This is a genomic window from Mycobacterium sp. NGS69, assembly GCF_059812165.1.
Genome location: NZ_JCALCD010000002.1, coordinates 463,063 through 477,214 on the forward strand (window position 1 = coordinate 463,063; position 14,152 = coordinate 477,214).

Annotated in this window: 17 protein-coding genes; 11 read left to right on the plus strand and 6 right to left on the minus strand. The window is 67.8% G+C overall.

The annotated features are described in order from the left end of the window. Window positions 1–63: 63 nt before the first annotated feature. Window positions 64–330, minus strand: a complete 267-nt coding sequence (locus AC5Y2S_RS07555) for a hypothetical protein (protein WP_499902318.1) — start codon at window positions 328–330, stop codon at window positions 64–66. Window positions 331–525: 195 nt separating this feature from the next. On the opposite strand from AC5Y2S_RS07555, the gene AC5Y2S_RS07560 reads away from it, so the two are divergent. From AC5Y2S_RS07560 to AC5Y2S_RS07570, 3 genes are all read left to right on the plus strand, one after another. After that, on the plus strand, window positions 526–1,776 hold the full coding sequence (locus AC5Y2S_RS07560; RefSeq protein ID WP_499955084.1) for an alpha/beta hydrolase family protein: 1,251 nt from the start codon (window positions 526–528) through the stop codon (window positions 1,774–1,776). 10 nt (window positions 1,777–1,786) lie between these two features. Beyond that, window positions 1,787–3,190: a wax ester/triacylglycerol synthase family O-acyltransferase gene (locus AC5Y2S_RS07565; protein ID WP_499955086.1), complete on the plus strand. Its 1,404-nt coding sequence runs from the start codon at window positions 1,787–1,789 to the stop codon at window positions 3,188–3,190. Between the two features lie 99 nt (window positions 3,191–3,289). Beyond that, window positions 3,290–4,948: an HAD family hydrolase gene (locus AC5Y2S_RS07570; RefSeq protein WP_499955088.1), complete on the plus strand. Its 1,659-nt coding sequence runs from the start codon at window positions 3,290–3,292 to the stop codon at window positions 4,946–4,948. Here the strand turns inward: AC5Y2S_RS07570 and AC5Y2S_RS07575 are convergent. After that, window positions 4,945–6,357, minus strand: coding sequence for a wax ester/triacylglycerol synthase family O-acyltransferase (locus AC5Y2S_RS07575; RefSeq protein WP_499955090.1), 1,413 nt, complete (start codon window positions 6,355–6,357; stop codon window positions 4,945–4,947). The genes AC5Y2S_RS07570 and AC5Y2S_RS07575 overlap by 4 nt on opposite strands. 81 nt (window positions 6,358–6,438) lie before the next feature. Further along, a complete protein-coding gene (locus AC5Y2S_RS07580) occupies window positions 6,439–6,645 on the minus strand; it encodes a hypothetical protein (protein ID WP_499955684.1) in 207 nt (68 codons plus the stop codon). Window positions 6,646–6,862: 217 nt separating this feature from the next. On the opposite strand from AC5Y2S_RS07580, the gene AC5Y2S_RS07585 reads away from it, so the two are divergent. Further along, entirely contained in the window at window positions 6,863–7,483 is a 621-nt protein-coding gene (locus tag AC5Y2S_RS07585; protein WP_499955092.1) for an SRPBCC family protein, read from the plus strand. 54 nt (window positions 7,484–7,537) lie between these two features. Here AC5Y2S_RS07585 and AC5Y2S_RS07590 read toward each other — a convergent pair whose 3' ends face one another. Then, window positions 7,538–7,972: an Hsp20/alpha crystallin family protein gene (locus tag AC5Y2S_RS07590; RefSeq protein ID WP_499955093.1), complete on the minus strand. Its 435-nt coding sequence runs from the start codon at window positions 7,970–7,972 to the stop codon at window positions 7,538–7,540. Window positions 7,973–8,230: 258 nt separating this feature from the next. Here AC5Y2S_RS07590 and AC5Y2S_RS07595 point away from each other — a divergent pair, with 258 nt between their 5' ends. From AC5Y2S_RS07595 to AC5Y2S_RS07605, 3 genes are all read left to right on the plus strand, one after another. Further along, complete coding sequence (locus tag AC5Y2S_RS07595; protein ID WP_499955095.1) at window positions 8,231–9,382, plus strand: site-2 protease family protein; 1,152 nt, start codon at window positions 8,231–8,233, stop codon at window positions 9,380–9,382. A 24-nt stretch (window positions 9,383–9,406) separates the two neighbouring features. Beyond that, window positions 9,407–10,198 carry a universal stress protein gene (locus AC5Y2S_RS07600; RefSeq protein ID WP_499955097.1) on the plus strand — a complete coding sequence of 264 codons (792 nt, stop codon included), beginning with the start codon at window positions 9,407–9,409 and terminating at the stop codon, window positions 10,196–10,198. 83 nt (window positions 10,199–10,281) lie between these two features. Beyond that, window positions 10,282–11,034, plus strand: a complete 753-nt coding sequence (locus AC5Y2S_RS07605; RefSeq protein ID WP_499955099.1) for a GAF and ANTAR domain-containing protein — start codon at window positions 10,282–10,284, stop codon at window positions 11,032–11,034. On the opposite strand, the gene AC5Y2S_RS07610 is transcribed toward AC5Y2S_RS07605, so the two are convergent. Further along, window positions 11,031–11,915, minus strand: a complete 885-nt coding sequence (locus tag AC5Y2S_RS07610) for a universal stress protein (protein ID WP_499955101.1) — start codon at window positions 11,913–11,915, stop codon at window positions 11,031–11,033. The genes AC5Y2S_RS07605 and AC5Y2S_RS07610 overlap by 4 nt on opposite strands. A 78-nt stretch (window positions 11,916–11,993) precedes the next feature. Continuing rightward, window positions 11,994–12,263, minus strand: a complete 270-nt coding sequence (locus AC5Y2S_RS07615) for a DUF2249 domain-containing protein (RefSeq protein WP_499955103.1) — start codon at window positions 12,261–12,263, stop codon at window positions 11,994–11,996. 54 nt (window positions 12,264–12,317) lie between these two features. Here AC5Y2S_RS07615 and fdxA point away from each other — a divergent pair, with 54 nt between their 5' ends. The 4 genes from fdxA to AC5Y2S_RS07635 are packed head-to-tail and all read left to right on the plus strand — an operon-like array spanning window position 12,318 to window position 14,152. Continuing rightward, window positions 12,318–12,674, plus strand: coding sequence for a ferredoxin (fdxA, locus tag AC5Y2S_RS07620; RefSeq protein ID WP_499955105.1), 357 nt, complete (start codon window positions 12,318–12,320; stop codon window positions 12,672–12,674). Further along, the gene (locus AC5Y2S_RS07625) at window positions 12,671–13,345 is read left to right on the plus strand and encodes a helix-turn-helix transcriptional regulator (RefSeq protein WP_499955107.1); all 675 of its coding nucleotides are present in this window, start codon (window positions 12,671–12,673) and stop codon (window positions 13,343–13,345) included. The genes fdxA and AC5Y2S_RS07625 overlap by 4 nt, the downstream gene beginning before the upstream one ends. Then, entirely contained in the window at window positions 13,342–13,776 is a 435-nt protein-coding gene (locus tag AC5Y2S_RS07630) for a hypothetical protein (RefSeq protein ID WP_499955109.1), read from the plus strand. The genes AC5Y2S_RS07625 and AC5Y2S_RS07630 overlap by 4 nt, the downstream gene beginning before the upstream one ends. A 31-nt stretch (window positions 13,777–13,807) precedes the next feature. Further along, window positions 13,808–14,152 (plus strand): cupin domain-containing protein, encoded by a 345-nt coding sequence (locus AC5Y2S_RS07635; RefSeq protein ID WP_499955111.1) that lies wholly within the window; start codon window positions 13,808–13,810, stop codon window positions 14,150–14,152.

Consider the following 14,152-nt stretch of genomic DNA (forward strand, 5'->3'; position numbering starts at 1 on the left):
GTGCCCGAAAAGTGGATGGCCGGGCGGTGCCTCGTCGAACCGCCCGGCCACGAATGATGAGATTCACTCGCTGTGCTTGCCGACCGCCTGGCCCGCGCTGTGCACCACGCTGCGGAAGAATTCAATGCGCGCGGCGCCCAACTCGTCGGCGAGGTTGAGGGCGGCATCGACGACGGTCTTGCGGTGCGACTGCTCGGGGAGCACGGGGCTGATCTGATCGACGAATTTGCGGACGGCGTCGATGGCCTGCTTGCGGCCGTTCTCGACGGACTCGAGCACGTCGTCGGAAAGCTCCGCCCAGCGCGGCTCTGATTTTTCGGGTGCTGTCATTGTCAACTCCTTGTGATATTTCTGGATTCCTCGTGGTCGGCCGCGTGCCGACGCCCCGACGTTACGACTCACAAAGCCCCCGGCACGAGTGCCAAAAGTCCCGGTGATCTGTGCTTGCCGGTCAAGGACTTTCGTGACTTTCGCAGGGCCGTAGGTCCCTCCCGCACCGGCCCGACGAGGTGCTAGCGTGCCGCCATGGCCACACCCGACAGCCACGGCCGGGATGTACCGGGCGTTCCGCGCTGGAGCGCGCCGGCCGTCGATGGTTTGGGCAAGGCGGTCGAACCGTTCACCGGCACGGGTCGGTACGTCGCGCAGTCGTGGCGCGATTACCTCGGCAACGCGGCCGGCGAACTGCCGATCGCACGGCCCACGCTCGCCCTGGCCGCGCAGGCGTTTCGCGACGAGATCGTCCTGATGGGCCTCAAGGCACGCCGCCCGGTCAGCCGGCCCGAGATTTTCGAGCGCATCACCAGCGAGGTGCTTGCGGCGCTGGAGTTCTACGGCAAAAGGGGATGGCTCGACCACCCGAAGAGATTCTTCGGCACGCCGCCGCCGCTGTCCGACGTCACGGTCCGAAAGGTCAAGGGGCGCACCCGCTCCCTCTATCGCATATCGTTCGACAGCGGGTATCTGCCGCGGCCGGGGGAACCGGGTGCCGAGCGGTGGATGAGCTACACCGCGAACGACCGCGAATACGCCCTGGTGCTCCGCCACCCCGAACCGCGACCCTGGCTGGTGTGTGTGCACGGGACGGAGATGGGTCGCGCCGCGCTGGATCTCGCCCTGTTCCGCTCCTGGAAGCTGCACGATGAGCTCGGCCTCAACGTCGTGATGCCGGTCCTGCCCATGCACGGCCCCCGGGCCCGGGGCCTGCCCAAGGGCGCGATATTTCCCGGTGAGGACATCCTCGATGACGTGCACGCGACGGGCCAGGCGGTGTGGGACATCCGCCGGCTGCTGTCCTGGATCCGGGTGCAGGAGCCCGAGTCGCTGATCGGGCTGAACAGCCTGTCGCTCGGCGGCTACATCGCGTCGCTGGTCGCCAGCCTCGAAAAGGGGCTCACCTGCGCGATCCTCGGCGTTCCGGTGGCCGACCTGGTGCAGTTGCTGGGGCGCCATTCCGGTCTCGGCGCCGACGACCCCCGCCGGCACACGATGGAATTGGCCGAGCCCATCGGCCGGATGACGTCGCCGCTGTCGCTGACCCCGCTGGTGCCGCGGCAGGGCCGCTTCATCTATGCGGGCGTCGCCGACCGGGTCGTGCACCCGCGCGAGCAGGTGGTGCGCCTCTGGGAACACTGGGGCAAGCCCGAAATCGTCTGGTACCCGGGCGGTCACACCGGATTCTTCCGGTCGCGGCCGGTGCAGAAATTCGTGTGGGACGCGCTGCGGCAGTCGGGCCTGCTCGACCCGCCGTCGACGCGGCGCGACCGCCCGGCCTAAGGCGGGAGACATGAATCCGATGGACCCGCTGGACGCGGCGATGCTGGCCGCGGAGCTGGTGGCCAGCCCGATGCACGTCGGCGCCGTGCTGATACTCTCGCCGCCGGAAGACGCCGGCCCGGACTACGTCGAGGCCCTGTACCGGGAGGCCCTGGTCGGCAAGGGTCCGGTCGATCCCAGGCTGCGCAGGTATCCGCACCGCGGCCTGGACACCGGCGGCGTCTGGGTCTGGCGTCAGCTGGACGTGCTGGACCTGAGCCGGCATTGCCAGCGCCGCACCGTGGCGGGAGACCCCGACGATTTCTGGCGGCTCGTCGGCGAGCTGGACGCCGAACGCCTCGATCGCTCCCGGCCGATGTGGGCGTCGTACCTGATCGACGGCCTCGACGGCGGCCGATTCGCGTTCTACATCAAGGTGCACCACACCGTCATCGACGGGGTGGCCGGCTTCCGGATGATCGCCGACGCGCTCAGCACCGATCCGGCAGACCGGTCGATGCCGCCCTTCTACGCCGACCGCCGTCACGAATCCCGGCCCGAGCTGGCGGCGGGCGGGCTGGTGTCCCGCCTCGTCGCGCCGGTGCGGTCGCTCGTCGGAGCGGCGACGTCGAGCGCAGGGCTCGTCGGGCGGGTGGTCACGGGCGAGCTGTCGACCGTCCTCGACACGCTGGTCGGGCACACGACCGTTTTGCCCTTCGAGGCGCCCTACACGCGGTTCAACGGCCGCCTGGGCCCCGGGCGCGCCGTCGCGGCCGGGAGCTGGCCGAAGGACCGCATCCAGGCGGTGCAACAGGCCACCGGTGTCACCGGCAATGACGTGGTGACCGCGATGGTGGCCGGGGCGGTGCGTCGCTGGCTGCTCAAGCGGGGGGAGCTGCCCAAGCAGTCACTGGTGGGCGTCTGCCCGATCACCGTGCGCGATCGCGAGTACGACGCGGCAAATGACCAGCACGGCAACATGTTCGGGCTGTGGGCGTGTCCCTTGGGCACCCACATGGAGGACCCGGCGACACGGCTGGACCTGATCCACCGGTCGATGTCGGAGGGAAAGCGCTGGGTCGCCAAGCGCGGATCGGCGGCGTCGCTGCTGACGGCCGCGCCGAGCATCGCCGCGACCGTTGTCATGCCGCTGCTGTCGTTCATGCCGAAGGTGCGCACCGGATACAACCTGCCCATCTCGCACGTGCCAGGGCCCGGCGCCGAAATGTATTGGAACGGAGCGCATGTCGACGAAATGTATCCGGTATCGACGGTCTATGACGGTATGGCACTGAACGTGACCACATGCTCATACGCCGACCGGATCGGATTCGGATACGTCGCGGGTGCCGATGTGGTGCCCGACATCGACACGCTGATCCCGCTCACCGAGGAGTGCTTGACCGAGCTCGAATCCGTCGGTACCGCGGATTGACCTAGCCGCAGGCATTCCGACCGGGGCCAAACGGCCCTACAAAGCTCCATGCCGCCGGCCCTAGGGTTCGCCATGGGGAACACGGCAGATGGGAAGGCTGTGGCATTTTTCAAAGTCGTCGCAGTCGATTTCGACGGCACCCTGACATCGGGCGGCAACCTGGGCCCGGAAGCCGTGGAGGCGATCGATCGGGCCCGGCGAGACGGCCTGACCATCGTGCTCGTCACCGGCCGCATCGGTGCCGAATTGCACGCCGAATTCCCCCGGATAGCCGACCACGTCGATGCGCTGGTCCTGGAAGACGGGGCGGTGGTCGTGGTCGACGGGCGACCCTATGTGCTGGCGGAACCGGTGGATCGCGGCCTTGATCAGGCGCTCGCCGGCCGGGGGGTTCCCTACCGGCGGGGCGAGGTGTTGGTGGCCGTTGACGGCGAACACGCCGGGACCGTCGTCGAGGTGATCGGCGAACTCGGGATGGATTATCAGGTGATACGGAATCGGGGCGCCCTGATGGTGCTGCCGGCAGGAGTCACGAAAGGCACCGGGCTGAACGCCCTACTGGCAAAGATGAACCTGTCCCCGCACAACACCGTTGCGGTCGGCGACGCCGAGAACGACTTGTCGTTACTCGGTGTTGCCGAGGTCGGTGCCGCGGTGGCCGATGCCGTCCCGTCGGTCCGGCGATTCGCCGATGTCGTGTTGGATCGACCGGATGGTGCGGGCGTCGCAGAGCTGCTCAGCCACCCGTATCTTTCCGGCGCACAACGCTGGTGCCCGCCGCGCCGCTGGGTCGACATCGGAACGTTTGACGACGGGACCACGACAGGGTTGCCGGGAAGCCAGGGCCGCATTCTCGTTACCGGGCCGGCCGCGTCGGGAAAGAGCTACCTGCTCGGCCTGCTGGCGGAACAATGGGTCCTGGCCGGTTACTGCGTGCTTGTCATCGACCCCGAGGGCGATCACCTGCAATTGCAACAGCTCAATCAGGTGCGGGTACTCGACGGTGGCCACCACCTCCCCGAACCGGCCGAGCTCGTCCACGCGTTGCGTCCGGACTCCAGCGTGGTGGTCGACCTGTCGGGGCTGGCCGAGCCGCGCAAGAGCGACTATGTGCACCGATTGCGGTCGACCGCCGAGGCGCACCGCGAACGGCATGGCTTCCCGCACTGGGTGATCTACGACGAGGCCCATCTCCTGGGCAACGAGGAGGAAGCGCACTGGGCGCGCCGGGGCGGCTACGTGTTGTGCTCGTTCGCCCCGGCAGCGCTTCCCGCGCACGAGATCGACAGCAGCGACGTCGCGATAACAGTGGGCAGTACCGACGTCGCGGCGGACATCGGCGCACGACGGCGGGCCACCATCCGTTTCGGATCGGGGCCGCCTCGTGGGTTCACCATCGCGGAGCGCTGTACCGCTCACGTACGGCATCTGCACAAATATGCCGATGTCCGTCTCCCGCCCGAACGGCGGTTCTACTTTCGCACCACCAACGGCGAATCCGTCGCGGCGGCCGCAAGCATGCATGACTTCTGCAGTGCGATAAGACATCTCGACCAGCAGGCGCTCGAATACCATCTCGAGCGGGGCGACTTCTCGCATTGGTTGGACGGCACCATCGCCGATAAGGATCTGGCGGTGCGGGTGGCGGCCTGGGAGGACGAGCTGGAGGCGCGCCGCGCGGCAGACGTGGAGCGCATCCGCGAGCAACTCGTGCAGGCGGTGGAAAAGCGTTATCTGCCTTCAGAACAACAGCGCTAGCGGGCCAGCCTGGCCGGGCGACGGCCGGGCTTCCTTGCCGGCTTGCGTGTCAGGGCGCGGGTGACCAGCCGCGCGACGCCGAGTTCGATGCCCCTGGTGAGCTCGTCGACGTCGGGTGTGGTGTCGTAGTCCGCGGTGATGCCGAAGACCAGCTCATCGACGTAGGTGAGCATGCTGATCACGGTGCGCAACTGCATTGCGATCGGCGGTACCGGCAACAGCTGTTCCACCGGGCGCCCCAGCACCTGCAGCCGCTGGCGGGGGCCGGGCACATTGGTCGCCAGGGTGACGATGCTGCGCTGCGGCAGGCGCGTTAACAGCCGAATCGTCCATGCGCTTACGACAAATGGTAGGTAATTGGTCAGCGCGACGAAGGCGTTTGCGGCTTGCCGCTCACCGCTGCCCTTGAGCCTGTCCAGTCGGGCGTGTACGAGCCTTAGCCTCTTGACAGGATCCTGCTGTTCGACGGGCAGGGCTGACAGCATCGCCGAGACGCGAACATCGGTGCGGTTCATGGCATCCGGCGTGCGCACCGACACCGGAACCAGTGTGCGCAGTGAGTTGCGCCGGGGCTTCTCGCCGCGACGCAGCAGCATGGTGCGAAAGCTGTCGGTGATCGCCGCGAGTGCCACATCGTTGAGCGTCACGCCGAAGGCCTCGCACACGGCGTCGACTTCCTTGAGTGACACCCGCGCCGCGCTGTAGCGGCGCCTGTTGGCCACGGAGCCGTGCAGCGAGGATCCCGTCGCCGGTATTGCGAGACCGGTGACGAATTCGGCCGCGCCCCTTGCTGTCTGTGCGGCCGCCGAGGTGGTGGCCAGCGACGCGCGCCACAGGCCTCCGGCCCAGGTCAGCGGGTTGCGACTGAGTCCCGCCGAAAGAACAATCGACGACGTCAGCTCCCTGGCGGCGCGGATGTCGCTGGCGAACGTCTCACCCGCGGCGGCGTCGGCGATAGTGGTCAACAGCTGCACGGTAGCGATCCCATCGGCGATGCAGTGGTGCACCTTCACCAGGGCAGCCCAGCGCCCTTCCGGCAAGCCTTCGATGACCCAGCACTCCCACAGCGGGTGGTCTCGATCCAGCCTGCGCTCCATGAGGTCGGCGATCAGCCGGAACAACGCGGGGTCGTCGGCGGGCCGCGGCAGTGCCGTTCGCCGGAGGTGATGGGCGATGTCGAAGTGGGCGTCGTCGATCCATTCGGGTGCCGCCAATTCGAAGGGGTGCTTATGCAGCAGCTGCGTGAACCGAGGGACGCTTTGTATCCGCTCGTGCAGTGCCGCGGTGAACGTCTTCACGTCGGGCATCGGCCCGTCGATCACGGCCAGCGTGCCGATCGCCAGACTCAAATGTCGATCGGCGTCTTCGGCCTCCAGGAAGCTGGCCTCCATGGTGGTTAGCTGTTCCATCGGCAATCATCCCCGATCCACGCTGGTGCGCATCAATATGCGTCCGCGGCGCGAGCGCCGATAGTGCCGTTGGTCCCGAAGCTAGGACCGTGGCGCGGCGCTCACCCGAGCCATGATGCGATCGAGCACGATCGTGGACAGATCGCCGTCGTCGGCAACACGGGAAAGGCCGCGTCGCCGCAGGAAGGTGTCCAGCCGCCGGTCGGGCGACCAGTCGGCATAAATGGGGCCGAGGTAGCGCGAGACCAGGAATTCCCGCGCCAAGGCGTCTACGTCCGTGTCGGTCAACAACAATGATGGGTTGCCACCCATAACCGCCATGCTCCTTTGTTCAGCCGCAAACCGCCGCTGCCAAATTACGTCAGACAAAGTCATTGTTGAGTCACGCGCATATTGCGGATAGGGCCCAAAGTCCTCGACAGCCCGGGCATCGGAGCAAATTTGGCCCGGTCGCGAGGACCATTGACTCTGTCGGACGGCGCGGCCGACGACGAAGACTGGCGTCATGGCCAACGCGATAAGACGGATCACCGAGACGGCGGCGCTGCTTGGGCTGCTTTACGCCGCGCGACGGTACTACCGCAATTGGGGTGCGACCAAGGCGGAGTGCCGGATGGCGCTGCCCGGCGACAGTTTGGTGACGGACCCGGCTATTCAGACAACGGAGGCGGTGTACATCGATGCGCCGGTGTCGGCCGTCTGGTCCGAGCTTTTGCAGGCGGGTCAGCGGCGCCGCGGCGCCGATCAAGCCCAACCGGAATCACAACAGCTTGCGGTCGGGGACGTCGTGCGCCTGGCACCCGAAGGCTGGATGGGCCTCCCCGACGGGGTGACGCTGAACGTCGCCGAGCTCGTCGGCGAGAAGTACATCGCGCTCAACGCCACTCGAGCGGACCTGCGCTGGAATGCGGTGTGGTCCTTCCACATTCAGCCGCACTGGGAAGACCGGGTACGGCTCCTCACCCGCGCCAGGATCGGCCTGCGCTACCCCGGCGAGGTGTTTGCCCTGGAACTCGTCAGGCCGGTGATTGCCTTGGGCACACGAGCTTTGTTGTTGGGCATCAAGCACCGGGTCGAGCGGTCTCAGACGATTACGCCGACGCGGTCGGCTGTTGAACACGGTTAACGGAGACGGGCCCGGGATCGAGATCCCCGGGCCCGTCGCTATTCGGATTCGGCTTTAGCTGGTCGCTACCTGCACATGCTTTTCGGCGGCTGCGGGTTTCGAAACTCCCACGGATACAGTCAGGATGCCCTTGTCGTAAGTGGCCTTGATGTCGTCCTCGTCGGCGCCGGACGGCAGTGAGACCGTGCGGACAAAGGAGCCGTACGAGAACTCCGAACGGCCGTCGAATTCCTTTTTCTCGCTGCGCTCGGCCTTGATGGTGAGCTGGCCGTCGCGGACGGTGATGTCGACGTCCTTGGCCGGGTCGATGCCGGGGATTTCGGCGCGGACCACATAGCGGCCGTCGGTCATCTCGTCCTCCAGCCGCATCAGCCGGGTGTCGAACATCGGGCGGATGCCGGCGAACGACGGGAACCCCGCGAAGAAGTCCGCAAACTCGGGGAACAGCGAATGCTGTGGCTTCTGGGTCGCAGGAAGGGTGGTGGTCATTGCGTTCTCCTGAATGTGTTGTGAGTTGCCTGAAAGACACTTAAATCCCACCACGGAGGCCGATGCTGCGATAGGGACTCAAGTCCCCATCGGGTTTCTGGAAAGCTGAATTTCGGTGAACGACCTGGGTACTCAGCAGACTCCCGTCGGGCAGGTCCATTGGCCGCCAGGGGAGGTCCAACGACCCTAGTGGCGGGCACGGCGCGGTCCTAATTTCGGCAGCAGGTGTTGTCGGCCCGCGACCTTGGAGGTTGAAAAGTGCGCGATGCGATCCCGTTAGGACGGGTCGCCGGTTTTCCGGTGAAGGTGCACTGGAGCGTCCTGGTCATCCTTTGGTTGTTCACGTGGAGCCTCGCCAGCACGCTGCCAAGCACCGTCAAAGGGTATACGCCCCTGGTCTATTGGCTCGCCGGGGTTTGTGGCGCGCTGGTGCTGCTGGCGTCGCTGTTGGCCCACGAGCTCGCGCATGCGGTGGTCGCGCGTCGCGCAGGTGTAGCGGTGGGAAGCGTGACGCTCTGGTTGTTCGGCGGGGTGACCACGCTCGGCGGCGAGGCGAAGACACCCAAGTCGGCCTTCCGGATCGCGATCGCGGGGCCCGTCACCAGCCTGGCGCTGGCGGCGGGCTTCGGCGGACTGGTCGCCGTGCTGGACACCGTTCGGGCCGCTCCCGTCGTCGTCGGCGTCGCCTCGTGGCTGGCCTTCATCAACCTTTTGCTGGGCGTGTTCAACCTGTTGCCGGGAGCCCCGCTGGACGGCGGCCGCGTGCTGCGGGCCTACCTGTGGCGCCGCCACGGCGACATCGTGCGCGCCGGGATCGGCGCGGCGCGTGCCGGACGGATCGTCGCGTTCGTCCTGATCGCTTTGGGCTTAGCCCAATTCGTCGCGGGCGGCCTCGTGGGTGGCGTCTGGTTGGCCTTTCTCGGCTGGTTCATCTTCGTGGCCAGCCGCGAGGAGGAGACCCGGATTTCGACCCAACAGCTGTTCGCCGGGGTGCACGTCTCCGACGCGATGACCGCGCGGCCACACACCGCGCCCGGTTGGATCACGGTCGAGGATTTCATCCAGCGCTATGTGCTGGGCGACCGTCATTCGGCATATCCAGTGGCCGACCCCGACGGATCGATCGTGGGGCTGGTCTCCCTGACGCAGCTGCGCGACGTCGCGCCGACCGCGCGTGGCAGCACGCGGGTGCGGGACATCGCCCTGCCGCTGGACGCGGTGCCCACCGCCGGGCCGCGGGAGCCGCTGACCGCCCTGCTCGAGCGGATGGCACCGGCGGGTCCCCGGAGCCGCGCCCTGGTGCGCGACGACGGCGAGGTGGTCGGCATTGTCACGCCGAGCGACCTCACGCGGTTGATGGATGTCTACCGGCTTGCCCAACATGGACCGGCCACGACGTCTCCCATTTAGCGGCCGAAAGGTGTTGGGAGGGTTATGAAATCGATCATCGCGGGCATCGACGGCTCGTCGGCGGCGATCACGGCCGCGCTGTGGGGTGTCGACGAGGCCATCAGCCGCCACGTGCCGCTCCGCCTTGTCGCGGTCATGAAGCCGACGCACCCGTCCCCGGACGACTACGCCCGCGACCTCACCCACGCCGAGCATTCGCTTCGGGAGGCGCGATCCGCGATCGAGGCATGCGGAAAACCCGTCACCGTCGAAACCGAGATCGGTCGCGGGCCGGCCGGCGCGCTGCTGGTCGAGGCCTCCTCGGATGCCGAGATGATCTGCGTCGGGTCCACCGGAATCGGGCGTTACGCCCGCTCGATCCTGGGTTCGACGGCGACCGAGCTGGCCGAGAAGGCGCATTGCCCGGTGGCGATCCTGCGCACGGATGTCGACCAGCCGCCGCCGGACATCAACTGGATCGTGGTCCGGATGACCGACGCCCGCGACAACGACGTCGTCGTCAAACACGCTGTGGGGGAGGCGAAATTGCGGCGGGCGCCCATGCTCGTCCTCGGCGGACGGCCGGAGGATCTCACCGAGCACGCCGACGGTCAGTTCGAACGCCGGGTGGAGGACTGGCGGCGGCGGAACCCCGAGGTGCGCGTCTACCCGATCACCACCAAGCAAGCCATCGCCGGATTCCTGGCCGCCAATGACGAGCGAGTCCTGCTCGCCGTCATCAGCGGCGCCGAGGCCGGCCAGTTGGCCCGGCTGGTCGGCCCGCACGGGCACCCGCTTTTCCACCACCCCGAATGCTCGGTGCTCGTCGTCCGCTAGCGCGTCGGCACAAGGAAGCGACGTTCGGCTCTTCTGCGACGGTGATCGCGTGACAATGATCGCCGGATGCGAAACGTGGCTTTGTGAACGGTGACCGTAATTCCCGGATTTGGGCGTCGATCGCGTCGCTCGCAGGGCGCGACGGAGCCCCGATCTCCCCGGGGCACGCGTGCCTGGCCTGCGTGGAGGCAGTCGGTGCCAGCGCCGCCGGTCTGCTTCTGACGAGCGACAGCTGGACGTTGAAACCCGCATATATCACGGATTCGCGAGCCGGCCAGGCCGAAGAGCTGCAGGTGACGCTGGGGCAGGGCCCGGGGGTCGATGCGCTGGCGCGCGGCAGGCCGATCCTCGTAAGTGATCTGGCCGCGCCGCTGAGCCAGCGCCGCTGGCCGATCTTCGCGCCGGCGGCGGGTCGGCTCGGGATACGCGCGATGTACAGCCTTCCGCTGGCGCTGGGCGCCCTCGAGGTCGGGGTGCTCGACCTCTACGGCGACGCCACGGGCCACCTCGACCAGGGCCGGTTGATGGACGCGTTGATCTATGCCGACACCGCGCTGCTGCTCGTGCTCGACGCCCAATGTGGCATCCCGCCACCGGAAGCGCAGCACGCCAACCGGCCCGGTCCGGTGCTGTGGCACGCCGAGGTGCACCAAGCGGCAGGCTTGCTTTCCGAGCAACTCGGCGTGTCACCCCTGCAGGCGTTGGTGCGGTTGCGCGGGTATGCCTACAACCACCAAAAGTCGCTCACCGACGTCGCCCGTTCGGTGGTGGCGGGGCGGCTGCGATTCCGCCCCGACGATGCCCACCTCGTGGGGGACCACGGTTTGGGCAACTAGGCCGGGGCGTCCCGCGCCACGATCACGGGCGCCTGCGCCATTTGGGCGACGGCTTCGCCGACGGATCCCACCAGCATCCCGGCGAAACCACCGCGGCCCCGGCTGCCGACCACCACCAGCTGCGCGCCCGCGGACTGCGTGACGAGCTGGCGCGCCGGCTGCGCCTGCACGACGGCGCGGGTTACCCCCACGTCGGGGTACCGCTCCTGCCAGCCCGCCAACCGCTCGGCCAATACCTCTTCGGCCGCAGATTGTGTTGCGGGCCAATCAAGTTCGGGCCATTCCGAGATATCGAGATCGTTCCACGCGTGCAGGGCCACCAAGTCCGCGTTCCGGCGGGAGGCCTCGTCGAAGGCGATCGCGGTCGCCGGCTCGGATGCCGGTGAGCCGTCGACGCCGAGCAATACCGGTCCCTGGCCGGCGCGCGGTGGGTCCTCGTGGATTATCGCGACCGGGCAATGCGCGTGGCGCAGCAGAGCCGAACTGACCGAGCCGAGCAGCCGGCCGGGCCACCGGCCGCTGCCCTGCGCCCCCGTGACCAACATGTCCGCATCCTTGGACAAGTCGATCAGCGTGGGAACCGCTCCCGAGGAAAGGATTTCGGTGTGGATGCCGGCCGGGCCGCCGTTCCGCGAGGCCGCTTCGACGACCTTGAGCGCCTCGTCGATCAGCCGGCGTCCGTGTTCCTGCTGCCAGCGCAGCACCCCGGCGGGCACGGGAGTCCTCAGCCAGGTCGAAACCTCCGGGGAAACCGCGTGCACCAGGGTCAGCGGAACGTTGCGCAGCTCGGCGTCGCGCGCCGCCCACTGCACCGCCGTCCTTGCGGCCGGCGAGTCGTCGATTCCGACGACGATTCCCAAACGTGCGTGCTGCGATGACATCTCCAGTCCTCGATTCGTCGGCGTGGCCGTTCACGCACGACCGTATCGGGGCCGGGTGGGTTCCAGCAGGGGCGTTTGTCACCGATCCGGCGAGCAGAGTGGCACAGAAGTTTTCGCGGCGAAGAGCTTGCTGATCCGGATCCGCCAGACCCGCGGGCCCTTCTCGACGTATTCCCAGCCGTAACTACCGGGCAGGTCGGCGTCGAACTCGGCCCGCAGGTGCTTGGGGTCGTGATTGTTCACCAGCACGAAGGAATCGCCGACCCCCAGCGCGGCGTAGGCCGCGAAGATCGTCGGGTGCTTGTCCTGCTTGCGCAACTCGCGCACGTCAACTTCGGTGTCGGCCATGTGGTTTCCGCAACTCTTTGGTTTTTACAAGCATGATTGTGTAAACTGTAGCGCATGACGTACGTGATCGGAAAGCCGTGCATCGACGTGATGGACCGGGCTTGCGTCGACGAGTGTCCCGTCGACTGCATCTACGAGGGCGGCAGGTCGCTCTACATCCACCCCGACGAATGCGTTGACTGCGGCGCGTGCGAGCCGGTGTGCCCGGTGGAGGCGATCTACTACGAAGACGACCTGCCTGCGGAGCTCCACCCCTACGTGGCCGATAATGAGGCGTTCTTCACCGAAGTCCTGCCCGGCCGGGACGAGCCGTTGGGATCGCCTGGCGGGGCGGCCAAAGTCGGGCCGCTCGGTGTCGACACACCGCTGGTCGCCGCCCAAGCCAGGGCCGACGAGACCAAAGGAGCGTGAGCGGCATTACGTCAGTCGGAGAAAACACCGGTCGCCGCCGCCGTGAGGTGCTGCGGCTATTGCGGTCGTCGCCCGTTCCGCTGAGCATCGTTGCGATCGCCGAACAGCTTGGCGTGCACCCGAATACCGTGCGCTTCCACCTCGACAGCCTGCTCGCGAGCCGCCAGGTGGAGCAGGTCGAGCACGACCCCAAGGGCCCCGGGCGCCCACCCCTGATGTTCCAGGCGGTGCGGCAGATGGATCGTGGCGGGACGCGCCACTACCGCATGCTCGCCGAGGTCCTGACCGAGGCGCTGGCCGCCGACCGGAATCCGCGCGCGAAGGCGGTGGCCGCGGGGAAGGCGTGGGGACGCAGCGTCGAATCGCGCAGGAAGGGGCCGAAGGCCCGCAGCGCCGAGGACGCGGTCGACCGGCTGGTCGGGGTGCTCGACGACCTCGGGTTCGCCCCGGAACGCCGGACCTCCGACGGGAAGCAGGTGGTCGGCCTGCGGCACTGCCCGTTCCTCGAACTGGCCGAAACCCGCAGCGCCGTCGTGTGCCCGATCCACCTCGGGCTGATGCAGGGAGCCCTGGAGACCTGGGGGGCACCGATTTCCGTCGACCGCCTCGATGCGTTCGTCGAACCGGATCTGTGCCTGGCCCACATCTCGCCGGCCGGGTCCGCCCGGTGAGCACCGGATCGGCGATCGCGGTCGCGGTCACCTTCGTCTGGCTCGGCATGGTGCTGGCCATCTCGTTCCTCGAGGCCCCGCTGAAGTTCCGCGCGCCCAACGTGACGTTGCAGATCGGGCTGGGCATCGGGCGCCTGGTCTTTCGCGCGCTCAACACCATCGAGGTCGCCTTCGCCCTCGTCATCGTCGCGATCGTGGCACCGGGAACCGGGGGATCCACCCCGCCGCGGATCCTGGCGGCGTTCGCCGTCGCCATCGCCGCCCTGGCGATCCAGCTGATCGCGGTGCGCCCCCGGCTGACCCGCCGCTCCGATGCGGTGCTCGCCGGATCGGAGGGGCCGCGGTCCCACGCGCACTACGCCTACGTCGGCCTGGAGGCGGTCAAGACCGTGGCCTTGCTCGTGGCGGGGATACTGCTATTGACCGGCTGATCGCGGACGTGCACGACGGAAGGGGACGACCATGGAATCCATCTCGTTGACCGGCCTGGCCTCCGAAAAACTCGCCGAGGCCGGGCGGTCGCACAGCGGACGCGCCGCGCACACCATTCACGGTGGTCACACCCACGAGCTTCGGCAGACCGTGCTGGCCCTGCTCGCCGGCCACGACCTGTCGGAACACGACAGCTCCGGCGAGGCGACGCTGCAGGTGCTGCAGGGTCACGTGCGCCTGACGACCGGTGGCGACGCCTGGGACGGCAAGGCCGGCGACTACGTCGCGATCCCGGCGGAGCGGCACGCGCTGCACGCCGTCGAGGATTCGGTGGTCATGCTGACGGTGCTGAAGAGCCAGCCCGGGGCCCATTAG

Bases quoted from the DNA above. Each gene is read 5' to 3' on its own strand.
- AC5Y2S_RS07585 (WP_499955092.1), top strand. From the start codon at position 6,863: ATGGCCAACGCGATAAGACGGATCACCGAGACGGCGGCGCTGCTTGGG.
- AC5Y2S_RS07590 (WP_499955093.1), bottom strand. From the start codon at position 7,972: ATGACCACCACCCTTCCTGCGACCCAGAAGCCACAGCATTCGCTGTTC.
- AC5Y2S_RS07635 (WP_499955111.1), top strand. From the start codon at position 13,808: ATGGAATCCATCTCGTTGACCGGCCTGGCCTCCGAAAAACTCGCCGAG.
- fdxA (WP_499955105.1), top strand. From the start codon at position 12,318: ATGACGTACGTGATCGGAAAGCCGTGCATCGACGTGATGGACCGGGCT.
- AC5Y2S_RS07555 (WP_499902318.1), bottom strand. From the start codon at position 330: ATGACAGCACCCGAAAAATCAGAGCCGCGCTGGGCGGAGCTTTCCGAC.
- AC5Y2S_RS07560 (WP_499955084.1), top strand. From the start codon at position 526: ATGGCCACACCCGACAGCCACGGCCGGGATGTACCGGGCGTTCCGCGC.
- AC5Y2S_RS07600 (WP_499955097.1), top strand. From the start codon at position 9,407: ATGAAATCGATCATCGCGGGCATCGACGGCTCGTCGGCGGCGATCACG.
- AC5Y2S_RS07615 (WP_499955103.1), bottom strand. From the start codon at position 12,263: ATGGCCGACACCGAAGTTGACGTGCGCGAGTTGCGCAAGCAGGACAAG.
- AC5Y2S_RS07610 (WP_499955101.1), bottom strand. From the start codon at position 11,915: ATGTCATCGCAGCACGCACGTTTGGGAATCGTCGTCGGAATCGACGAC.
- AC5Y2S_RS07565 (WP_499955086.1), top strand. From the start codon at position 1,787: ATGAATCCGATGGACCCGCTGGACGCGGCGATGCTGGCCGCGGAGCTG.
- AC5Y2S_RS07575 (WP_499955090.1), bottom strand. From the start codon at position 6,357: ATGGAACAGCTAACCACCATGGAGGCCAGCTTCCTGGAGGCCGAAGAC.